Source organism: Agrobacterium vaccinii (genome assembly GCF_021310995.1).
Taxonomy (GTDB): Bacteria; Pseudomonadota; Alphaproteobacteria; order Rhizobiales; family Rhizobiaceae; genus Agrobacterium; species Agrobacterium vaccinii.
Window position 1 is genome coordinate 189381 of the sequence record NZ_CP054151.1, and the last position, 23575, is coordinate 212955.

The window sequence follows — 23575 nt, forward strand, 5'->3', positions numbered from 1 at the left end:
AACTTACGGGCGCTTGCCGAACTCGGCAACGCCACGTGTCCAATGTCCGGCCTGTTCGGACAGGGTAATCCCGAGGCCAGGGCGGTTCGGCACCAGCATGCGCCCACCCTTGATCTCCAGCCGTTCGTTAAAAAGCGGATCGAGCCAGTCAAAATGCTCTACCCATGGCTCAAGTTCATAGGCTGCGGCCAGATGGAGGTGGATTTCCATGGCAAAATGCGGCGCGAGTTGCAGCTTCTTGGCTTCTGCCAGCGCGCAAATTTTCAGGAACTGGGTAATGCCGCCGACGCGTGGCGCGTCCGGCTGAATAAAATCGACGGAATTATTCTGGATCAGCGAAATATGCTCCAGCACGCTTGCCAGCATTTCACCGGTCGCAATTGGCGTGTCGAGTTGTGCCGCTAGAGCAGCATGACCCTCAACATCATAGGCATCGAGCGGCTCCTCGATCCAGGTAAGATTGTAAGGCTCCATCATTCTGCCGAAGCGCATGGCCGTTGGGCGGTCCCACTGCTGGTTCGCATCGATCATCATCGCCGTGCGTCCGCCGATCTTGTCATGGACAGCAGCAACGCGCTTGAGATCGACCGCCATGTCTGGCTGTCCGACTTTTATCTTGATGCCGCCAATTCCAGCCTCGATAGACTGTTCGACATTGTCGAGAACCTCTTCGATTGGCGACGAGAGAAAACCGCCTGATGTGTTGTAGCACCGAACGCTATCGCGATGGGCGCCGAGGAGCTTGGCAAGGGAAAGACCCGCGCGCTTGGCCTTCAAATCCCACAGGGCAATGTCGAAAGCCGCAATCGCCTGTACCGCAAGACCGCTGCGACCGACCGATGCACCCGCCCAGCACAGCTTGTTCCAGAGCTTGCCGATGTCGTTCGGGTCCTCACCGATCAGGACGTGGGCAATCTCCTTGGCATGTTCGTATTGCCCCGGACCACCTGCCCGCTTGGAGTAACTGAAGCCGATACCGCTATGGCCCTGTTTTGTCTCTATTTCAGCAAACAGAAACGCCACTTCTGTCAGAGGCTTCTGTCGCCCGGTCAGCACCTTGGCATCGCTGATCGGCGTCTTGAGAGGCAAAAAGATCGAAGAAAGCTTGATCCAGGCAATGCTGTCCGCCTCAACCGAGGTCTGCAATGATCTCGTCTGTGCCGTCTGCGTGTCCATATTTCTTCACCCTTTTTGCCTCAATCGCTCGCGAAAAGCGCCTCTTACTTGACCAATACCTCCTTGATCCATTTAAGTCCAAATCGAATATTGACGCAAATCGATACAGGAATTGAATAGATGCTGGACATGGGACAAGTAAGATCCTTCGTTGCAGTGGCCTCTGAACTGAATTTCAGCCGTGCCGCCAGACGTCTGAACATGACTCAGCCTCCGCTGAGCCGTCAGATACGTCTGCTAGAACAACAGTTGGATGTGGTGCTGTTTGAGCGAAGTAGCCGACGCGTTGCACTGACACCCGCGGGGCACACATTTTTATCCGAGGCACAAAAGCTTCTTGCCCAAAACGATGCAGCAGTCACGGCGACCCGCCGAGCGGCCCGTGGTTACACCGGCACAATCCGGATCGCCTTTGTCGGTGCCGCGACATACGGCTTTCTCCCCGGCTTCATCGGTGCAGTTCGCGCTGCGGCGCCACATATCGAACTTGAATTGGTTCAGATGGAGACCTCCGAACAACTCCGCGCAATCAATGCCGGTGATGTGGATATGGGCCTCTCACGCCCGCTCTCCGGGCAGCACCATCTTCAGAGCGTCTGTGTTTTACGCGAGCAACTGATGCTTGCTATACCCAGATCGAATGCACTGGCATCAAGGCGGCGGCCCGCACTATCTGTCCTAAATGGCGAGCCATTCATTATGTTTTCACCCGAGGCGCGCTATCTCCATGAAAAACTGACGAGATTGATGGAGGAGCAATCAGTTACGCCCCGCATCGTTCAAAGCATGACACATTCGCAAGCCATCCTCTCGCTGGTGAGTGCTGAAATCGGCTTGGCGATCGTACCTGAATGCACGCAAAATGCCTGCTTCGACAATGTCGTCTTTCGACCCCTGGATTTGCAGCAAGAGTGCACCGCTGAACTCCACACGATCTGGAGTGCAGAAAACGAGAGTAAAATTCTGCCGGAAATCGTGGGACTTGCGAAATCTGTCATTTCTCGGTCGTGACACGGCGCAGACGTTCCGATGTATGCTGGGAACTTAAGAGCATCCATATGATCGGAATTGCGCATAGAGAAACGGCAGCGGCGACGAAGAACGCCGTGTGATAGCCGAAGCGTTCCGCTATCGCTCCCGCGCCGATACCTCCCGCCATGCTGACGATCCCGTCCATGCACTGGAAGAGCGTAAAATCCACCCCCGCCTGCCGCGGATCGGACCAGCCCATGAAACAAGCATAAAGTGCCACGAAACCCATCGACATGATGCCAGACGAGCTTGTTACTGCAACCATCATGACGATCCAATGCGCAGTGTCACGGTGAAGACTAAACCACGCGAAGGCACAGAGCAGAACGATCTGGGCGACAATCGATAAAACGAGAACACGCTGTGCCCCGTAAAGTCTTACCAGAAGACCGCCCAGAAGCGCGCCACCGAAACCGATGATCATGCTCCCTGCGCCATTGAACGTTCCCAGAGTAGCCAGATCGAAACCGTAATCCACCAGGAACGGGCCAAGCATCGCCAGACCCCATTTTTGGGCTGCCACATAGACCGCAGCGATGACGAGACCTTTTTGAATTTGGGGACGTTTGAGTGCGTGGATCATTGATGGCGTATTCTCGCGGGTCTCGACCTTCGCTTTCGAGGCGGGGCCGAAAACGAATGGTAGTGCCAGCAACAACAACAGACCCGCCATGACGAATGTCGCGTTTCGCCATCCATAGTAATCGACAAGGACAAGAAACAGACCAGCGCCGATGGCGGAACCGAGATAGGAGCCTCCGACCTGAGCGGCATTTCCCCATCCATGATGTTCTGCCGCCAGCGTCTCGACCGCGTATCCGTCACAGGCAATATCCACGGTTGCCGTAACGACCGCGACAATAAACAGAATTGCGATTGCCATACTCACCGGTGATGGGCCTGCAAAAGCAAGAACGACAAGCCCACATGCGCAAACGACGACGCCTACGCCCACGATGATAAGAGAACGGTTCTTGCCCACCTTCGGCAATCGGTAACGCTCTATATAAGGTGACCATAGAAATTTCAGGGCCCACGGCAGAACGACCAGATAAAGGAGCCCGATCTGGTCCAGCGGAAGCCCAGCCATCCTGAGAACGGCTGGAAGACCGAGAAACGTCAGTCCACCGATGATACTCTGCCCGATATAAAGCCCGCCTACGGCCATGAAAACGGCTATGGGCGAAGGCCTGTCGGTTTTTAAATTTTGGCGCAGCATCAGAAGCGATACTTGACGCTGGCAACCACTTTTCTACCTTCATCGTAGTAGCAGAAGCCAGCCGTGCAGACCTGATTGACCTCGTTCAACAGATTTGTGGCATTCACCTGCAGCTTCACACCTTCCATCGCACTGTTCAGCTTACCCAAGTCATATCGCACAGCCGCGTCGACAAACGTACGAGCACCGTTATTGAGCACCGGAGTATGAAGATCGTCACCGAAGCTCGATCCGACATAACGTATACCAGCACCGATGCCGAGCCCTTCCAATGCGCCGCCCTGCATTTCGTAATCAGCCCACAGCGAGAACGAATGATAGGGTGCCGAATTGAACTGATTACCAACGGTTTGCGCAGTCAGTTTTTTAATTTCGGCATCGTTGTAGGAATAGCCTCCGGTGAAGCTCAGGCCGTTGTCGAGCGAGGCCGTGACCTCGAGTTCGACACCACGGGATCGGAGATCGAGTTGCCGCAAGACATTTCTATTCACCGAGGTGTCGAACGTGTAGACACTGGCATTCTTCAAATCGATGTCGAAATAAGCTGCAGAAATGAGAATGTTCTCGTCGGGCACCTCATATTTCAGTCCGACTTCGTATTGCTCACCCAGCGTTGGTTCCGCTTGAGCCGTGGCACCGAAGGGCACGCCAGGATTGGCCAGATACGAGGTACCGTAGCTGATGTAAGGCATGATATTCCACGGCGTGACGTAACCGATCGAAGCCCGCCACGTCGTTTCGCTATCATTTCGGGTGTAATTGACGCCGTCCTTCGAAAACTCGCTGTCATGCCAATCATGGCGAAGGCCTAACCCGATGCGCCACGCGTCTATCTCGATCTGATCTTGAACGTAAACGCCGATCGCGTTTTGCTTCTGGCGTTCCAAAACGTTTGCAACTGGAACATATGTGAACGTGTCGGTAAACTGTGACCCACCACTACCCTGTCGGGATTGGTACTCCATAAAGCTATAATCTACGCCGGCGATGAGCTTATGCTGCGCTTTGCCAGTCTCAAACTCGCTCTCAAGGTAAGTGTCCGTGGATACACCTTTGTTGTCCTCATAAACAACCCCGGGCCAGGCATCGAAAACATACTCTTGGTCAGACGACAGCGCCGAGTAGCGCAGCTTGTGATGCAATGTCAGCCCATCGTTCAGCTCATGCTCGAGCTCGTAACCAATCCGCCACTGCTTCTGCCTGAAATCATTGAAGCGAGGATCGCCGCCGTAGACAGGCGTTGCGCCTGATGACAGGCCGTCGGGGCTATAATTATTAATGTATCCCCACGTTCCGCCAGTCGTGGAATCCATATATTCGCCGAGAACAGTGAATTTGGTGCCCTCATCCGGTTTCCAGGTGATAGCAGGCGCAATCATAACGCGATCGTCTTTGACCGCTTCGATTTCATTACGAGCGTCGCGTCCGACCCCTGTCAGCCGATACAATATGGAACCATCATCCGTCACTGGGCCGGAGAGATCGAACGCGGCCTGAACGCGGCCATAAGAGCCATATTGCAGTTCGATCTCACGGACTTTCTCTTCGGTAGGCCGCTTGGAGATGATATCGACCAGACCGCCTGCGCTACTTGCACCGTAAATCGATGCCGCCGGTCCACGCAAAATCGTCAACGCCTCGATACCGTAATTTTCCAGACGAAACAGGCCGTTAGGGCTGTTTATCTGTCGCAAGCCGTCACGGAATACGCCAGTGTACTGAAGGTCAATTCCTCTTACACGAAATGAGTCATATCTCGGCTCTCCGCCAAACTGACCACCACGGGCTCCGGGGGTATAGCTTATCGCTTCGGTCAAATTCTGCGGCTGCCGGTCATCCAGTTGCTTCCGGCTGACCACTGACACGGACTGCGCCGTTTCTGCGACCGGCGTGTCCGTCTTGGTTGCGGTGCGTCCGGATTTGGCGACATATCCGTCCGTCTGCACGATGCCCTCGACGCCACTCTCCCCGGCGCCCTGAACCACGATCGTTTCCAGGACCGTGGAGCCATCAGCGTTTGCGGCAGCTTGATTTCCAGCAGAGGACGGATCAAAAATCCGAACGGTATTCGAGCCGGTGATTGTGAAATTCAAACCGGATCCTGCAAGAAGTTGGGTCACCGCCGCAGAAATACTGAGAGGTCCGCGAACGCCCGCTGTCGTTTTACCTCTGGTGATCGCAGACGGGTAAAGCATGCGCAAATTGGCTTGGCGACCAAGTGTGAGAATAGCGTTTTCCAACGGCCCTGCGGGAACTGATAGGGTGTTTGCAGCAGGTGTCGATGTGGCACTTTGGGCCACGGCATATGTTGCTCCAGACACATTTGCGATCGACAGTCCAACAATCGCGGTCGTTGTTAGCCAGAGCCGCTTATGGGTCCGTTTCGCAAAAGTCATTGTATGTCCCTTCCACCTGATCAGCAGTTCACTGCGCAACGGCGCAATGCGTTCTGCTGACGTAGAGTAAAAAGAGGCCGGACATCCTGACGTTAGTTTGATAAAAAATTATCGAGAGCGGACGACGACCATCATGCCGGACAGTCTTGTCACCGCAACAGGGAGATCGGCCTCCAGAATGCGAAGCGCCTGATCCGTGTCCTTGAGATCGAAGATACCGGAAACGTTCAATCGCGCGGCGCGCTCATCGAGAACTATAATCCGGCCATGGCGATATCGCGCAAGAACCTCCAGAACCTCGCTCAACGGCTGACCCGAAAAAACGAGCTTGCCCTCGCGCCAGGCGGTATTGTTGGCAACGTCCTGTCTGGAGCGAAGCAATTTTCCGTCCGCGTCGCGCGTGACCACATCGCCCGCGATCAGCAGTGTCGCACCGGTCTGCGTCGCCACCTCCACCTGGCCCTCTTCGACTTGAACTTGCTGCGGCAAGGCGCCGGTTTCTGCGCGCACGGAGTAATGCGTTCCAACCGCCTTTGCCGTCCATCCATTGCTCTCTACAATAAATGGACGTTGCTGGTCTTTGGTGACGTCGAAGAATGCCTCGCCCCGCAGAAGAACGATGCGCCGCTCACGAGCCGTGTACTGCGCCTGAATAGCCGCATCGGTGTTCAGGGTAACATGTGTTCCGTCGTCAAGGGTGACGACCCGGGTTTCGCCTACGACGGTGTAATAATCCGATCGTAAACGATCGACGACGCCGATTTGCTGGATGCTCAGCGCGGCCAAACCCAAAAGACAGATGACACCGATAGACATCGCTACTGTTCGGCCAGATACATGGCTTTTTCGGTCAACGGGAAGAGCAATCTGCACATCGCGCATGTCACCCCAGAGGCTTCTCATTTCTTCGTAAGCGTGAGAATGCGATGGATGCGACGCGAGCCATTCCTGAAACGCGGTGTGATCGGCCTCTGTTGCGTCGGATGACTGCATACGCGCCACCCAAAATGCTGCCTCCTCGGCAAGACCATCAGCAAGGTCGCTCTGTTTTTCGCGCATGGAGGAAGTCGCCGTTCTCTTATCGGATTAACTGTGCATCTTTATATAAGGAGTGAGAAACAGACGAGCGCCTGACGTTCCCTCAGAGATTTATTTTGCGCGGGCGGCACGGCAGTGAAGCAGCGCTTTTATGATGTGCTTTTCCACCATGTTTCTGGAAATGCCAAGCTTGGCAGCAATGTCTCCATTCGACAATCCGTGAATGCGGCTCAGCACGAAAACCTCCTGGCAACGTTTCGGCAAGGTTTCGATTTCGCGCGTCATGACAGCAAGGTGTTGGCGTGCTGCAACAATTTGCTCCTGATCCGGCCTGTCACAGGCAACCGCAAGCCCATCCTCCAGAGAAACCAAGAAAGGACGTTCCCGAGACTGTCGAATAATGGTCAATCTCGCGACGGATTTCGCAATCTGAAAAAGATATGCCCTCGGATTCTCTATCAAAGTCGTTTGTGAAACCTGCAAGACTCGCAGAGCGGTTTCCTGCATCGCATCCGCTGCGTCTTCGCGATCTCGAAGGCGATGACGGAAGAACCGGATCAAACGACCCTCTTCTTCCGTGGCCAGGAGGTGCAACAATGATCGGCTCATAGGCGGACTTAACTCAGCAGCTTTGGTCGCCTAACACAGCTGACTGTTTTGGTGTTAAACGCTCTAATACATGAATATAACAATCATCTTTATAGAGCATTTAACACTGAGGCTAGCCCAAAAAAGTTTCAGGCGCGCAGACATCGGCAGCTTGTTCGTAAGCCAGAGCAAATTGCAGAAGTTGCAGATCGGTACGCGGTTTGCCAATGATTTGAATGCCGTTGGGTAAGCCATTTGAACCAAATCCGGCTGGCATCGCAGCCACAGGCAACCCGGCCATGCTGGGTCCGATGACCACTTCCATCCACCGGTGATAGGTGTCCATCTGACGACCAGCGATCTGATCTGGCCACGTCTTATGGACATCGAACGGAAAGACTTGAGCGGAAGGCATCACGAGATAGTCGTATCGCTCGAAAAGCGTGCAAACAAACTTGTACCAATCGCTACGGACAACGGAAGCGTTAAAAACTTCAGCCGCTTTCTGAGTGAGGCTGAGTTCGATTTCCCAGGTGGCCTGGACATTGAGGAGCGGGCGTTTCTCAGGATCGTTGTAGAGTGGAAGCAGGCTGTTACCGGCGTTGAAGGCGCGGAGCGTTATCCATGAAAGCCAGAGCGCATTCATATCGAACTGCGGAACGATCTCCTCAATCTCGCAACCCATAACAGCGAAGACATTCAGCGCCTTTCGGTCGACATCGAGAACGCCTTCTTCGAATGGCAGATAACCGCCGAAATCCCCGAGCCAGGCGACTTTCGTTCCCGAGTGATCTGCTTTTGGCAGAAGTTCCAGTTCCTCATTCGCCAGTGATTGTGGATCCCGTATGTCGTATCCGGCCTGTATAGCCAGCAGTAGCGCGGCATCCTGTACATTTCGGGCCATCGGGCCTGCGGTGGCTAGTTGTCGCATGAACATTTCGTTGCCCTTGCCCGAGGGCACGCGTCCGAAGCTTGGGCGAAAGCCGACGACGTTGTTGAAGGCTGCGGGGTTTCTCAGCGAACCCATCATGTCGCTGCCATCAGCTACTGGCAACAAGCGAGCGGCGACAGCGACCGCCGCACCGCCACTGGAGCCACCCGCGCTACGCTCTCTGTCGAAGGGATTACGTGTGGCGCCAAATACCGAATTCGTCGTGTGTGAGCCAAGCCCCATTTCAGGCGTGTTGGTCTTGCCGATGATGATGGCACCGGCGGCACGAATACGCTCGACGTGAATGTCGTCCGTCTGGCCGACGAAATTTTCGAAGAGTTTCGAACCCCAGGTACAGGGCAGACCTTTCGCTTCGGACAAATCCTTGATGGCTATCGGGAAACCATGCATCCATCCACGCGAATGGCCATCCGCCAACTCCCGATCGCATGTCCGGGCATCATCGAGAATACTGGCCCGGTCACGCAGGCTAACGATGGCGTTCAGTGTGGGGTTTACGCGGTCTATGCGGTCGAGATAGGCTTCCATTACCGAAACGCAGGAGACGCTGCGTGCGTGAATGGAGCGCGACAATTCCGCCGCTGTCAGTCTGGTAATATCCTGCACTTGCATTCTTCCCGTGAATCAATGGAGTATAGCGAACAGGCGGGCAGCATCAGGCCGCCAGCCGCCGTTCAACGATGCGGGCAAGCAGACTTGCGCCCACGGGCAGGATACCGTCATCGAGCACGAAGCCGGGATTATGGACCGGAATATTTCCGGCATGGCCAACAGTGCAATAGACACCCGGCACCTTGTGCAGCATGTCGGCGAAGTCTTCGCTGCCCATGACCGGTTGGGTCTTTGTATAGACCATCGCGTCGCCAACGATGTCGCGGGCGGCTTCGGCAAAACCTTCCACCAGATCCTCGGTGTTGAACAGGACGTCGAAGACATTGCGGATATCGACGTCAATCTCCACGTCGAAAGAGGCCGCAAGGCCAGCCGCGATCGACTTCATGCGCTGGCGGATCATCTCATTGACCTCGCGATCCAGGAAACGCACCGTGCCGGACACTGTCGCCTCCTGAGGAATGACATTGTAGGCGCTGCCGGAATGGATTTGCGTTACGGACAGCACAGCACTTTTCAGCGGGCTGACATTGCGGCTGACGACAGACTGTAACGCCTGAACCAGAGCGGTTGCGACAATGATCGGGTCTTTGGAGACTTCAGGCATCGCGCCGTGGCTGCCGCGCCCGTTGATGCGGATATCGAAGAAATCGGCACCGGCCATGCTGGTGCCCGGCTTGATGCCAATGCGGTACGGCTCGTCATAGGGCGAATTGTGCAGACCATAGATTTCATCGCAGGGAAAACGGTCGAACAGGCCATCGGCCAGCATCGCGCGCGCACCGCCACACCCTTCTTCACCCGGCTGGAAAATGAACACTGCCGTTCCCGCAAAGTCACGCGTCTCGGCCAGATAACGGGCGGCACCCAGCAGCATGGTCGTGTGGCCATCATGACCGCAGCCATGAAAGCGGTTGGGAATTTTCGAGGCGTAACCGAGATTGGTATGCTCCTCCATCGGCAGCGCATCCATATCTGCGCGCAGACCAATGGTTTTGCCTTCTCCACGGTTGCCTTTCAGCACACCGACAACACCGGTCTTGCCGATGCCGCGATGAACTTCGATGCCATAGCTCGCCAGCTTTTCAGCAACGATGCCGGAGGTCCGCACTTCTTCAAAGCCGATTTCCGGGTATTCGTGAATATCACGGCGGATGGCAGTCAGTTCGTCCTTGTAGGCTTCGATCTTCTCGATAACGGGCATGGGGATATCCTTGCAGTAAGATGGAATGACGTGGTGGAAATCTTTAAACGAAGGCGGGACCAGTGGCTGCGGGGGCTTCCATGTCCAGCTGGCGAAAATTTGCGAAGTCCCAATGACGCCCAGGCGCGGCATCGATCAACTGGCGTGTATAGACGTCTGTCGGTTTGGTCAGAACATCATAACCGGTGGAATATTCAACGATTCTGCCACGCTGCATGACGATGACATCATCGCAAATCTGGGCTGCTACCCTCAGATCGTGGGTGATGAACAGAATGGCGATGCCAAGTTTTTCCTGAAGTTCGGCCAGCAGATCGAGCACCTGTGCCTGCACCGAGACATCCAGCGCAGAAACAGCCTCGTCGGCCACCAGCACTTTCGGTTTCATGGCAATGGCGCGGGCAATGGCAATGCGTTGCCGCTGACCACCGGAGAACTGGTGTGGATAACGGCTGATTGCATCTTCTGGCAGACCGACGAGGCCAAGCAATTCCTTGGCTTCCGCCCAGGCGACAGCATGCGTCTTCCCATAATTGACTGGCCCCTCGACAATGCTTTCGCCCACCGTTACGCGCGGATTAAGCGAGCGATAGGGGTCCTGAAAGATCATCTGGATGTGCTGGCGATGCGGACGCAATGCACGGCGTGAGAAATCGGCTATTTCGTTGCCGGACACGCGAATGCTGCCAGACGTCGGATCGATCAGCCGCATGATGCAGCGTGCGACGGTGGATTTTCCCGAACCGCTTTCACCGACGATCCCCAATGTGCGCCCGCGCTTGAGGGTGAAGGAGACTTTATCTGCAGCCTTGGTGCCCTCGATGCTTTTTCCGAACAGGCTGCTTTTCGTATAAACCTTGTCCATCTCGGATACGGAGAGGACGATTTCCTGACTATCGACCGGACGCGGGGCGCGCGGCACAAGACTGGGAACGGCGGAAAGAAGAGTGCGAGTATAGTCTTTCTCGGGTGACGTAAGGATTTTGTCGATCGGCGCATGTTCTACCAGCTTGCCATGGTGCATGACGTAAACAGTGTCGGCAATTTCGGCCACGACACCCATATCATGGGTGATGAACAGGACCGCAGTTCCCTGCTTTTCCTGAAGCTCGTCGATCAGCTTGAGGATTTGCTTCTGGGTCGTGACATCGAGCGCCGTTGTCGGTTCATCGGCAATCAAAAGCTTGGGCTTGAGGATCAACGCCATGGCGATCATGATGCGCTGACGCTGGCCACCGGAAAGCTGGTGCGGATAGGAATTATAGATCCGCTGCACATCTGGCAGATGCACATGCTCCATCATCGCCAGAACCTGCTCGCGCTGTTCGCGCTTGCCAAGTTTAGTGTGCTCCTGAAGCACTTCGCATATCTGACGACCAACGGACAGCACCGGATTGAGTGCCGTCATCGGCTCCTGAAAGATCATTGCGATCTGGCTCGAGCGTAAGGACCGCATACGCGCACCATCGGCCTTCAACAGGTCTTCGCCTTCGAACAGGATTTCGCCGCCCTTCGGCTCTAGAGATTGACGCGGCAGAAGACCCATAGTGGCGAGCGATGTCACGGACTTTCCAGAACCGCTCTCACCCACGAGGCACACCGTCTCACCAGCGTGGATGGTCAGCGATATGCCGTCCAGCACTGGCCTCGTGGTATCATCGCCGGTCAAGCCGACAACCAGATTTCGGATGGACAGAATCTCGGCCGCATCATCTTTCATCGCCGTCACCGTCATTTCGCGGCCTCCCTTTTCTTCATGCGGGGATCAAGCAGGTCACGCGCCGTATCTCCGAGCAGATTGATCGATAGGATGCAGAGTGACAGGAGGAGGCCCGGCCAGAAGATCAAAGTCGGATTGATCTGGAAGTAAGCCCGCCCCTCGGCCATGATGTTTCCCCAGGTAGGAATTTCGGTGGAAACACCGGCACCGAGGAAGGACAGGATTGCTTCCGTCAGGATGGCCGAGGCACAGACATATGTACCCTGGACGATGAGTGGTGCCAGAGTGTTGGGCATCAGATGACGCCAGAGAATTTTCGTCAGGCTGGAGCCAACGGCAATCGCCGCCTCTACATAGGGCTCCTCACGCGCCGACAACACCACGGATCGTACGAGCCGCACGACACGCGGGATTTCCGGGATGGTGATCGCGAACATCACGGTCCAGATGCTGGCACCGGTCAGAGACACGACCGCGATGGCCAGCAGCAGGCTCGGAATGGCCATCAGTGCGTCCATGATGCGCATGACGATGGCATCCATAAAGCGAAAGAAACCCGACACCAAACCGATCGCGAGACCGATACCGATCGATATGATGGCTGCGCCCGCGCCGATGAGCAACGAGATGCGCGCGCCGTACAGAACACGTGACAGCAGATCGCGACCATAAGCATCGGTTCCGAGAGGGTAGATATCGCTTGCCGGTTTCAGACGGGCGGACGGTGTCATTGTCATCGGATCGTGCGGGGCGAGAAGCGGCGCGAAGATGGCCATCAGAATTGTAATGACGAGAATGATACAGGCGATAACCGGAATGACGCCGATCTTTGATTTCGACTGTCCCGAGGTTTTGGTGAACGGCAGACGAAGCGCTGCCCCGAAAGGACGTGAAGCAGCCATCAGTAACGAATCCTTGGGTCAAAGAGCGAATAGGAAAGGTCGATCAGTAGGTTGAGGAGGACATAGATACCGCTGGTCAGCAGGATCATGCCCTGAATGACGGGATAGTCCCGCGCCAGAATGGCATCGACCGTCAGGCGACCAATACCGGGAATGTTGAAGACGCTTTCAGTGACGACCACGCCGGAGATCAAAAGGGCAAAACCTGTGCCGATGATGGTGAGGACAGGCACGGCGGCGTTACGCAAGGCGTGACGAAACAAAACGATGTTTTCGCGAAGCCCCTTGGCGCGGGCGGTGCGGATATAGTCCTCGCCCAGCACATCCAGCATCGAAGCGCGGGTCATGCGGGCGATCAGGGCAACATATATCGACGACAATGTCAGAGACGGCAGAATAGCACGATCAAGAAACGGGCCGATGCCCCTGGTTATGCTGCGGAAACCCTGAACTGGAAACCACTTCAGATCGATGGCGAAAAACTGGATGAGGATGTAACCGATAACGAAGACCGGAACCGAAAAACCGACGACGGATATCGACATGACCGCATAGTCGATCCAGCTACCATGACGCCATGCGGCCAGAACACCAAGCGGGACAGCGATTAGGATGGACAGAGTGATGGTCAACAGCGCGATGCTGATAGTTGGCTCTATGTGTTTGGCGATCATGCCTGTGACGGGGGTATTGGAAATCAGAGACGTTCCGAGATCACCCTGGAGGAGCAGCATGATCCACGAGAAAAACTGCACGAGAAGCGGCTTATCGAGCCCCAGTGAAGCTCTGATCTTTTCAAGCTGTTCGGGCGTCGCCATATCGCCCGCGATAATGGCGGCCGGGTCCCCCGGGGTCAGTCTCAACAGCAGGAAAACGAAAACGGCAACAGTCACCATCACAGGGATGGCAGACAATACACGTCGTAAGGTGTAGGCCAGCATAGGCGCTCCTTGCATGTCCGGTCTGGTTTGGACTGCCCGGCGACGATGCCGCCGAACAGAAGAACGATCGGTCAATCTGAAAGCCTGAAGGCTATTCCTTCTTCTCGATGTTCCAGAAAACCGGCACCGGTGCTTCCACGAAACCGGAAAGCTCGTTGCGCCACACCGATGGCAGCTTGTACTGGCCAAGCGGAATGTAGTTCACGGTCTCCATGGAATGCGCCTGGATATCTCCGGCAATTTTCTTCTGCTCTTCCGGTGTTGCTGCCGAAACGTAAGCCGCGCGCAACTCTTCGAGCTTGGCGTCTTCGGGCCACCCGAAGAAACCGTTTTTCCCACGACCGTTGAGCATGGGATTGTTCAGCGGCGTCATGACTTCCGGAACAATCCAGTTGGTGAAAAACATGTTCCAGCCACCTTCGGACGGAGGCTTCTGCGACGCACGCCGGGTGACAACGGTCTGCCAATCCATGGCCTGCAAATCGACATTGAAACCGGCAGCACGCAAAGCCGCTGCTACAACGACGGGCTGTGCCTTGACCGTTACGACATCCGTCGGATGCAGGATCACGACGGGGGTGCCGTCATACCCGGATTCCTTGAGCAACGCCTTCGCGCCCTCGACATCACCTTTGCCAATGAGCGTCTCGGCACCGGTCTCGCTGGCAAGCGGCGTACCGCAGCCCATCATCGCGCCGCAAACAGAGTAATAGTCTGGATTTCCAATCAGGGCATCCAAGACGTCCTTCTGGTTCATAGCCATCATTGCGGCCTTGCGGATTTTCGGATTGTCGAATGGCGGATACAGGAAATTCATGCGACCCATGGTTTGCGAACCAAGTTTGGCAAGCAGTTGGACGGTCAATTCGTCATTACCCTGCACCAGCGGCAACAAGTCGACCGATGGAGATTCGACGTAATCGACCTCCCCCGACTGGACGGCATTCAACGCCGTCTGCGCATCCGGCATGGACACCCACTCTACCCGGTCCACCTTGACGACCTTGCCACCAGAAAGCCAATCCGGTGGCTCCGAGCGGGGCACATAGTCCTCAAACTTGTCGTAAACCGCCTTTACACCCGGCTGATACTCCGCCTCGACGAATTTGAACGGTCCTGAACCGACATATTCGGTTATGGCTTTATCTGCGGGGGTTTCGGCGATGCGTTTCGGCATCATGAAAGGAACCACCGAGGACGGTTTTGCCAGCACATCCAGCACAAACGGAAATGGCTCCTTCAATGTCAGCGTGATCGTCTTTGCATCCGTAGCGACAAGGCTTGCAGTTTTGTCGAACATGACCTGACCGGAGGTGTCGCGGGTTCCCCAGCGCTTCAGCGACGCGACACAATCTTCTGCCGTCACCGGTGTACCGTCGTGCCATTTCAGTCCGTCACGCAATGTAAATGTGTAGGTCAGCTTGTCATCGGAAATAGCGTACTCCGCCATCTGCGGCTTTGGCGTGAACTTCGAATCCAGCGACAGCAGAGTGTCATAGACCATGTATCCATGGTTACGAACGATATGGGCGGTGGTAATAATTGGATCGAGAATACGAATACCGGAATGCGGAACCGCGATCACCGTTTGGGCCTGCGCTTGGGTTGCGAGGCCACTGACGCAGAAAGACAATGCAAGCAGCGACGCCGCGACATGCCGTTTGAAACCGTTATTTCTTTTGGATTTTAAAGCGTACATTCTTGTTAGTTCCCCTTTATTCGACATCTGAAAATGAGGCGCAAGAAACCAGGGCCACGACGCATGCGCCGGAGCCGGAAAATGATTTCTTCCAGAATGATGCGCTGATACCGCGACACATCGCGACCAGCTGTACGACATCGTGAAACGTCAGAACCCATGTCGAACATGTGTTCATCTGAGGTCATGACATGCCCGCCATTACGGGCAGTTTCCACAAATTTAAGGTCGTGATTTTCCTGTCATATGAAGCACGCGTTCCCCTTATTGTTTTACCGCAATGCGATTGCTATTATTGATGAACGATTATATGGTGTGTGAAAAGCTTGTCAACGCCGCACAGGACATGAAAGACCATAATGAGCGGAAGCAATCGTCGGCGTGACCATATCGTGGCTCTGGAAAAAGCGTTTTCCGTTCTCGAACTTTTCAGTCCCGAAACACCGGAGCTACGGATTACCGATATCGCCAAAATGGCAGATATGAACCGATCGAGCGCCCAGCGCATTGTGCACACGCTGGTAGAAACCGGACTTTTGCGGCGCGAAGATCGAACCGCAACACTAACGCTAACCCACCGGGTTGCCGATCTGGCGCATACCTATTTGACATCCAACAGCTTGATTGAGTTGGTAATGCCAACTCTGGTCGATCTGAATGCTGCCACGGGGTTGAGTTGCGATCTATGGCTTCTTGATAAGGAAGACGTGATTACGCTGGCCCGCGTTCCGTCGCCCGCCGCTTCACTGACAATTGCACCGACCGGCCAGCGCCTGCCCATGTCGGCCTCCGCTCCGGGTCGCGCGCTATTAGGGCTTATGCCCGAGGTGGAGAGGCGGGCCTATCTTGAACGGCTTGTCAACAACCACCGTCTCACGCCTGCCACAGCCGCTACGATGGAAAAAGTGATCGAACAAGAAAGCAGTGGAGGGTTTGCTTTCGATGTGAGATCGACGGGAACGGAGCAAAGTATGCTTGCTGTCGCGTTCCGAAACGCCGCTGGCGAACCTCTCGCCGCCATCTCGGTTTCAGGTCCATCGTCGGAACCGGACAAACTCAAAGAGCTCGGCAGAGATATCGTGCATGCCGCCCATCACTTGTCGGAACTTCGCATTTCCCCGGGGACACGGCCTTTCTTTTTCGAACAGAAGGCTGATCAGCGTCTAGTCCTGCTTGACGGCGAGAACGACCCGCTGTTCGTCGCCTCGATCGAAAAGGGCATCCATTTGCTCCGTTTCTTCAAACCGTCGTCACCGGAACTGACGTTGACGGAACTTCATCGTCTGACCGGCTTTCCGATATCCACCGTTCAACGACTGACGGAAACGTTGATTGCCATGGAGTATCTACAAAAAGACGACTGTCGGCGGACCTTCCAGCTATCGGTTCGCGCACTCGATTTGCTGTTCAGGTTCCAGATGAGCAATCCGTTGCTGAAAGTGCTGTGGCCAAGACTGATCAGGTTACGGGAGGAATGCGGATTGCGCTGTTCCTTCTGCATTCTGGACGGCACCGAAATCGTTCACCTCCTGCATGTGCAGAGCCGCCCTCATCCCTCGTTCAGAACCGCCTATGCAGGCCGACGTCTGCCATCGCTGAGTTCTTCGGGAGGACGGGCGATTTTATCCCATCTCGATGAACACGAAATAGAGGCGATCCTCGATGAGAGCGTCATTGAAATGGCCACGCCCCACACAGTTGCAGACAAAGCATTGATCCGTCAGGACATCAGGGATAGCCGCCAGCGCGGCTATGCTTTTACGGACAGACAATCGATCCGTGACGAGGTCAATATTGCAGCGGCAATCCTGGATGGCGACCGTCGTCCGCTCGGTGCGATCGTCGTATCTGCACCAGTCAAGAACTGGTCGATAGAAAGGCTGGATCGTGTGGTTGCACCCTTGTTGTTATCACATGCACGATCCGGCAGTTTTTAGCGGAAACCCAAATACAACGTGCTATATGGCCCGAATTGTTTCAGGCCGTTCAGGTTCTGGTCGTCGTTACGGTTTGGAGAAGTCGGGCAAATGGCAAGAAAAGCACAGGGGTCTACCTCTGTCGAAAACACCGTGATCGAGCCGCGTGAGCGAATTATCAATGCAGCCCGCGATGTCTTCATCGAGCAGGGTTTCGATCTAGCCACCGTGCGTGAAATTACGCTGCGAGCGGACGTCAATGTGGCAGCGATTAGTTATTATTTCGGCTCGAAGGACGAACTGATCAGCGAAGTCCTCAACATCATGATGGAACCATACACGAATGCGCGCGTGGCTGCACTCGCAGCATGCGAGGCGGCTGCCGCTCCGGCGGCCCCCACACTCGAAGCCGTGGCAGAGGCTCTCGTAAGACCTATGGTTCAATTGAGCCGCGACGCCGATGGCGCGCGACCGCTAACCCGCCTTATCCTGCAAATCCGTTCGCGCCCCAGAGAGTTGACGACGCGATTTTTCATGAGACGGGTGGATCCCGCCGTCTTCCGTTTCATCGATGCTTTCGGCAAGGCCATGCCCACGCTGACGCGGACCGATGTATTCTGGCGTTACAATTTTTCCATCGGTGCGGTCATGCAGGTTTTGATCGATTCCGATCACGCCACCTTCCGGCTGAAGCAACTTTCAGGCGGCTTGTGCGATACGGATGACGACGAACAGATTATATCCCAGCTGGTCGCCTATGTTTGCGCAGGGTTTGCGGCAAGGACTGTGCAACGTCCGGATCAGGCTAGTTAGTTGAACAGATTTGCCTCAGAAGGCGTATTCTTCCAAATTTGCTGTAATTTTGAGCATGTTCTGCCTTCAATCCGGTCAAAATGACTATTCAAAATCGTTGACGATGCCCCAATTAAAACTATGTTTGAAATATTGTTTATTTCCGTAGGAGCAAAAAGATGTCCGCAGCCGCCAGGAAGATAACCGGTTCCTTCGTCGCCCTCATCACACCGTTCGATCGTTCCGGCAATGTGGATATCGGCGCGTTTCGCGAACTTCTCCAGTTTCACGAGACAAACGGCACGTCAGCTGTCCTGATCATGGGGTCTACGGGCGAAGTCTCGATGCTGTCGCAGGATGAGAAACGCCGGATCATCGTTGAAACGGCGAAGATGAAGTCGGCAAAAATGCCGATCTTCTACGGCTGCACCGGCAACAATACCGATGTCACCATCGACAATGTGAAGTTTGCACGCGACAACGGTGCAGACGGCGCGATCATCGCAGCCCCGGCCTACATCTGCGCGCCTGAAGCCGATATAGAGCGTTATTTCCTCGAAATTGCTGACGCCACCGATCTGCCGCTCGGCCTCTACAACAATCCGCCGCGCGTCAAGAGCGACCTGCATTGGGATCATCTTCTTCGCATCTTCAAGCACCCGAATTATGTGATTCACAAGGAATCTACGGCGCGTGTCGGCCAGGTTGCGCAGGTGCTTGCTGCCCGTCCTGATGTTTCTGTCATGTGCTGCGACAGCCCAAATCTCGGTCTCGTCGTGCCGACCATGAGCCTTGGAGGTCATGGTACTGCCAATATGAGCGGCAACATCGCGCCAGCGGAAGTAGCCGTCATGTCGCGCCCGTGGACGAGCTATACCGAGGCGGAAGGTTTCCGAGACACCTATCTGCGTTTGCTGCCGCTGCTGCACTTCAATTATTCGGCCATCAACCCTGTAGCGGTAAAGTCGCTGATGAAGGCGGTTGGTCTGCCGGCTGGCGAACTGCGCCGCCCACTGACGGGTCTGGAAGGCGAGGACTTGGCACGCGGTGTTCGCATCGTGCAGGAACTCGGCCTCGACAAGGTCTACGGCTGGAAAATCAACCCATCCGCTCTGGCCGCGTGAGGGTAGCCCGATGGATTTGGGAATATCGGGACGCCACGCGCTTGTCACGGGTGCCAGCCGCGGCATGGGCAAGGCCGCAGCACTTGCCCTTGCTCGGGAAAATGTTGAACTGACAATTCTTGCCCGCACGCCGGACATATTGGCCGCAACGGCAAGCGAGATACGCGAACTCACCGGTGCACGTGTCACGACCGTCGTCGGCGACATCACGACTGATCAGGGTCGTCGGGATGCATTGGCTGCCTGCCCTGCCCCTGACATTCTGGTCAACAATGCCGATGGCGAACTGCCGGGTGACTTTCGCAACTGGGCGAGAGAAGATTGGTTGCGCGGCATCGACCGTATGATGCTGACCCCGATCGATATGATCCGCCTGACGGTCGACGGCATGATGAAACGCGGCTTCGGTCGTATCGTCAACATCGTGTCGCGTAGCGTAAAGATTGCCCAGCCGGAACTGGGCATGTCGAATGCGGCGCGGTCAGGCCTCGTCGGCTTCGTCGCCGGTCTAGCACGTCAAACCATCAGCCGTAACGTCACGATCAACAATGTACTTCCGGGGATCGTCGCATCGGATGGTCAGCGCCAACACGTCGAAGTCTTGGCCAGGGAAAGCGGCCGTTCGTTTGATGACATCTGGCGTGAGCGTGCATCGCAAAATCCTGCAGGGCGTTACGGCGAACCGGCAGAAGTGGGCGCCTACATAGCCTTTCTGTGCTCGACGAATGCCGGTTTCGTCACGGCACAGAATTTGCTGATTGATGGCGGTCAATACCCCGGAACCTTCTAGGAAACCGGAACTGCTTTACATACGGCGCTCTGCCGATCGCCGCGCAACCCGTTGGTGCAGCCGTACTGCGACATCACATTTGTGTCCAGAACCAAGAAGGAATCGTTCAGCCATGAAGAACATTGGATCATTGTTGCTTGCCGCGACCATCGCGACTGTGTCGGCGGGCATCGCCACCGCCGAAGACTATCCCGCCCGCCCTGTCAGCATTGTCGTTCCTTATCCACCAGGCGGAGCAGTCGATGGGGTGGCGCGTGTGCTGGCCACAGAGCTTTCCGCCTCGACTGGCAAGACTTTCGTGGTGGACAATCGTGCCGGCGGCGCGGGCGGCATCGTCGGCTCGTCGGACGTCGTCAAGGCGGCCCCCGATGGTTACACGCTTCTCCTGAATGCCTCCATCCATGTTGTAACGCCGCTCATCAACAAGAACGTTCCCTTCGACGTCCAGAAAGACTTCACTCCGATCGCCGGAATAGCCGCTGGGCCACTTCTTGTAATCACCAATCCTGAAACCAAGGCCAACACGCTCAAAGACTTTTTCGCCGAAGTGAAGGCAGATCCAGATAGCTTCAACTTTGCAACATCCGGTTACGGTTCTGCCGGTCATCTCGCGCTGGAAGCGCTGAAGGCCGAGGCAGGTGTGGATATCGATATCGTGACCTATAAGGGAGCTGGCCCGGCACTGACGGATTTGATGGGCGGACAGGTGCAGTTGATGGCTGACCCCATGCTCTCTTCGCTTCCCCACGTGAAGTCAGGACGTCTCAAAGCACTCGCCGTCACCAGTCTGAAGCGCTCACCACTCGCACCGGACGTGCCGACGGTAGAGGAAAGTGGTATGCAGCCGCTGGATATGCTGTCGTGGTACGGCGTTTGGGGACCGAAAGATCTCGACCCCACCGCTGCGAAATATCTGGCCACTGCCGTCGACAAGGTCGTAAACTCCGAAAAATTCAAGGAAAAGCTCACAGTGTTCGGTTTCGAGCCGATGTATAAGAACAACGCCGATCTCAAGACATTCGTTACTGACGAGACGGAACGTTACCGCAAGATCGTTGATTCCGCTGGCATCAAGGTCGAATAAGATGAGCAAGGCTCCGGAGAACGTCAGCAATATGGTACAAGGCCCGGAGCCTTTGCACGAACGAGCCGTTGTCGGCACCCACTGGGGTTTCTACACGCCGGGCATCACTCCAGATCGCCTGGAACCCTTGAAGGACGATCCAGACCCGGCATCGTTTGGGACGGAACTGATTGCGGATCGTCTTGCGCCGTCACGCATTCTGAAGCCTGCCGTGCGTCTTTCCTTTCTGGAACACGGAGGAGCGACGCGGCATGGACGGCGCGGGGCCGAACCATTCGTCGAGGTTTCGTGGGATGAAGCGCTTGATTTGGTCGCATCAGAAATTGCTCGCGTTAAATATGATTATGGCAGCGGAGCCATTTTTTCAGGCTCTTACGGTTGGTCCAGTGCCGGACGTTTTCATCACGCCCAGAGCCAACTGAAACGGTTCTTCAACGTGGCAGGCGGTTCGGTCCGATCGGTCCAGACATACAGCTATGCCGCTGGCGAGGTAATTCTTCCGCATGTGATTGGAACGACGAAGGGTTTAATAACCGGGCACACGCCGTGGAGCCAGATCGTTGGCCACTCCGAATTGATCGTGATGTTTGGCGGCACACCCTTACGCAACGCGCAGGTCAATGCGGGCGGCGTGGCACGACATCTTGCTCGCGAAGCGCTTCTGGCATGCAAAGCGTGCGGTACGAGATTGATCAACGTGTCGCCGGTCAGCGATGATGTCGAGGAAAGTCTTGCTGCAGAATGGCTGCCGCTTCGGCCATGCACGGACACAGCTTTGATACTGGCGCTTTGTCACACACTGATCTCCGAGAAACTTCATGACGCCGCGTTTATCGACCTCTACACATCGGGTTTCGGGACTTTCCGTGCCTATGTGATGGGTGAGAAAGACGGCATTGCAAAGGATGCTTTATGGGCCTCTGACATTACCGGCATCCCTCCACAGGCCATTGTTGATCTGGCAAAAGAGATGGCGGCCAAAAAGACGTTCATCATGATGGCCTGGGCATTACAGCGCGCAGATCATGGTGAACAGCCCTATTGGGCGGCCATCGCGCTAGCCTCCTTGCTGGGCGGCATTGGCCTTCCCGGCCAAGGCTTCGGTTTCGGCTATGCCTCTGTCGCAAGCATCGGTCAGGTCGGATCGAAGGTGCAATGGCCGTCATTGCCGCAAGGCCGCAATCCGGTATCAGACTACATTCCCGTTGCTCGTATTGCCGATATGCTCCTCTCGCCTGGAAGCGAATATGAGCATAATGGTGACAGACGGACCTACCCAGATATCAAACTCGTCTATTGGGCGGGCGGAAATCCGTTTCATCACCATCAGGACCTCAATCGCCTAGTCGAAGCATGGCAGAAGCCGCAGACGATCATTGCGCACGAGCATTTCTGGAATGCCCACGCGCGCCATGCCGATATCGTGCTGCCTGCCGCGACGTTTTTCGAGCGAGATGATCTCGTTGCAAGTGGGCGTGATAATTTCATCGCCTTCTCAACAGCTATTGCGCCTGCGCCCGACAATATACCCACAGATCATGAGATATTGCGTCGCCTTGCCGCCCGTCTTGATGTCGAAAAGGCATTCACCGAGGACCTGAGTGAAGCGCAATGGCTTGAGCGCCTCTACGACGACGCCTGCAAGACCGCTGCTTCCCTTCAAGTCAAATTACCGGAATTCTTGGACTTTAAAAAAGACAGTATCGTCGAAGCTGCCGTCGAGAAGGACGAACCATTCCTCGCCAGCTTCCGAGCAGACCCGAAAAATGCGCCTCTTCGGACGCCATCAGGGCGTATCGAACTTGCCTCGAAGGTTATCGAGCAGTTTGGCTATGATGACTGCCCGGGTCATCCGGCCTGGCTTGCGCCGAAAGAATGGCTCGGTTCGCCCTTAGCAACGACTTACCCTCTGCATCTTCTATCCTGCCAGCCCCATGACAAATTGCATAGCCAGTGGGATCACGCGGCGCCGTCACGGCGAACAAAAGCAGGTGGGCGACAGCCGGTGCGTATACACCCCGCAGATGCCAAGGCACGTGGCATTGAAGACGGAGACGTCGTTGAAGTGACAAACGCGCGCGGGACTTGCCTTGCCGTGGCGGCAATCAGCGATGCTGTGATGCCGGGTGTGGTTCAACTGGCGACGGGTGCGTGGTTCAATCCGGCTGATCCCCACAAACACGGATCGCTGGAGCTCAACGGCAACCCGAATGTACTCACGCCAGATCACGGCACTTCCCGTCTGGCTCAGGGTCCAAGCCCAAATGCGTGTCTGGTGGAAGTGAGACGGTACCGGGGAACAGTGCCTGATGTCACAATCTACAATCCCATGCGCTTTGCTACCGACCCGCGCCAATCAAGCCAAGTCAGAATGAACGAGGTAGAATGAT

At 55.6% G+C, this 23575-nt stretch carries 18 protein-coding genes; 7 read left to right on the top strand and 11 right to left on the bottom strand.

Annotated elements, in window-relative coordinates; translation table 11 throughout:
* Nucleotides 1–3 precede the first annotated feature (3 nt).
* Entirely contained in the window at nt 4–1176 is a 1173-nt protein-coding gene (locus HRR99_RS16050; RefSeq protein ID WP_111839397.1) for an L-talarate/galactarate dehydratase, read from the bottom strand.
* A 120-nt stretch (nt 1177–1296) separates the two neighbouring features.
* Here HRR99_RS16050 and HRR99_RS16055 point away from each other — a divergent pair, with 120 nt between their 5' ends.
* Complete coding sequence (locus HRR99_RS16055) at nt 1297–2187, top strand: LysR family transcriptional regulator (protein ID WP_233123700.1); 891 nt, start codon at nt 1297–1299, stop codon at nt 2185–2187.
* On the opposite strand, the gene HRR99_RS16060 is transcribed toward HRR99_RS16055, so the two are convergent.
* The 10 genes from HRR99_RS16060 to HRR99_RS16105 form a co-directional block, all read right to left on the bottom strand.
* On the bottom strand, nt 2171–3427 hold the full coding sequence (locus HRR99_RS16060; protein ID WP_233123701.1) for an MFS transporter: 1257 nt from the start codon (nt 3425–3427) through the stop codon (nt 2171–2173). The two genes, HRR99_RS16055 and HRR99_RS16060, sit on opposite strands and share 17 nt — an antisense overlap.
* Nucleotides 3427–5823 (bottom strand): TonB-dependent siderophore receptor, encoded by a 2397-nt coding sequence (locus tag HRR99_RS16065; RefSeq protein WP_233123702.1) that lies wholly within the window; start codon nt 5821–5823, stop codon nt 3427–3429. Before HRR99_RS16065 ends, HRR99_RS16060 begins: the two co-directional genes overlap by 1 nt.
* 108 nt (nt 5824–5931) lie before the next feature.
* On the bottom strand, nt 5932–6882 hold the full coding sequence (locus HRR99_RS16070; protein ID WP_233123703.1) for a FecR family protein: 951 nt from the start codon (nt 6880–6882) through the stop codon (nt 5932–5934).
* A 90-nt stretch (nt 6883–6972) separates the two neighbouring features.
* On the bottom strand, nt 6973–7470 hold the full coding sequence (locus HRR99_RS16075; protein ID WP_233123704.1) for a sigma-70 family RNA polymerase sigma factor: 498 nt from the start codon (nt 7468–7470) through the stop codon (nt 6973–6975).
* A gap of 112 nt (nt 7471–7582) precedes the next feature.
* The gene (locus HRR99_RS16080) at nt 7583–9013 is read right to left on the bottom strand and encodes an amidase (RefSeq protein ID WP_233123705.1); all 1431 of its coding nucleotides are present in this window, start codon (nt 9011–9013) and stop codon (nt 7583–7585) included.
* Between the two features lie 43 nt (nt 9014–9056).
* A complete protein-coding gene (locus HRR99_RS16085) occupies nt 9057–10217 on the bottom strand; it encodes a M20 aminoacylase family protein (protein ID WP_233123706.1) in 1161 nt (386 codons plus the stop codon).
* Nucleotides 10218–10260: 43 nt separating this feature from the next.
* Nucleotides 10261–11937 (bottom strand): ABC transporter ATP-binding protein, encoded by a 1677-nt coding sequence (locus tag HRR99_RS16090; RefSeq protein ID WP_233123707.1) that lies wholly within the window; start codon nt 11935–11937, stop codon nt 10261–10263.
* An 11-nt stretch (nt 11938–11948) separates the two neighbouring features.
* Nucleotides 11949–12839 (bottom strand): ABC transporter permease, encoded by an 891-nt coding sequence (locus HRR99_RS16095; protein ID WP_111839405.1) that lies wholly within the window; start codon nt 12837–12839, stop codon nt 11949–11951.
* Nucleotides 12839–13780 (bottom strand): ABC transporter permease, encoded by a 942-nt coding sequence (locus HRR99_RS16100; protein WP_112501417.1) that lies wholly within the window; start codon nt 13778–13780, stop codon nt 12839–12841. Before HRR99_RS16100 ends, HRR99_RS16095 begins: the two co-directional genes overlap by 1 nt.
* Nucleotides 13781–13871: 91 nt before the next feature.
* Nucleotides 13872–15479, bottom strand: coding sequence for an ABC transporter substrate-binding protein (locus HRR99_RS16105; RefSeq protein WP_233123708.1), 1608 nt, complete (start codon nt 15477–15479; stop codon nt 13872–13874).
* 359 nt (nt 15480–15838) lie between these two features.
* Between HRR99_RS16105 and HRR99_RS16110 the strand changes: the two genes are divergently transcribed.
* The 6 genes from HRR99_RS16110 to HRR99_RS16135 all read left to right on the top strand — a co-directional run bounded on the left by HRR99_RS16110 (nt 15839) and on the right by HRR99_RS16135 (nt 23574).
* Nucleotides 15839–17416, top strand: a complete 1578-nt coding sequence (locus HRR99_RS16110) for an IclR family transcriptional regulator (protein ID WP_233123709.1) — start codon at nt 15839–15841, stop codon at nt 17414–17416.
* Between the two features lie 90 nt (nt 17417–17506).
* Nucleotides 17507–18208, top strand: coding sequence for a TetR/AcrR family transcriptional regulator (locus tag HRR99_RS16115; protein WP_233123710.1), 702 nt, complete (start codon nt 17507–17509; stop codon nt 18206–18208).
* A 158-nt stretch (nt 18209–18366) separates the two neighbouring features.
* A complete protein-coding gene (locus tag HRR99_RS16120) occupies nt 18367–19311 on the top strand; it encodes a 4-hydroxy-tetrahydrodipicolinate synthase family protein (protein WP_233123711.1) in 945 nt (314 codons plus the stop codon).
* A gap of 10 nt (nt 19312–19321) precedes the next feature.
* Nucleotides 19322–20101 carry an SDR family oxidoreductase gene (locus tag HRR99_RS16125; RefSeq protein ID WP_233123712.1) on the top strand — a complete coding sequence of 260 codons (780 nt, stop codon included), beginning with the start codon at nt 19322–19324 and terminating at the stop codon, nt 20099–20101.
* A 112-nt stretch (nt 20102–20213) separates the two neighbouring features.
* Nucleotides 20214–21185, top strand: a complete 972-nt coding sequence (locus tag HRR99_RS16130; RefSeq protein ID WP_233123713.1) for a Bug family tripartite tricarboxylate transporter substrate binding protein — start codon at nt 20214–20216, stop codon at nt 21183–21185.
* Nucleotides 21157–23574, top strand: coding sequence for a molybdopterin-dependent oxidoreductase (locus HRR99_RS16135; protein ID WP_233123714.1), 2418 nt, complete (start codon nt 21157–21159; stop codon nt 23572–23574). Before HRR99_RS16130 ends, HRR99_RS16135 begins: the two co-directional genes overlap by 29 nt.
* The last annotated feature ends 1 nt before the right edge of the window (nt 23575 follow it).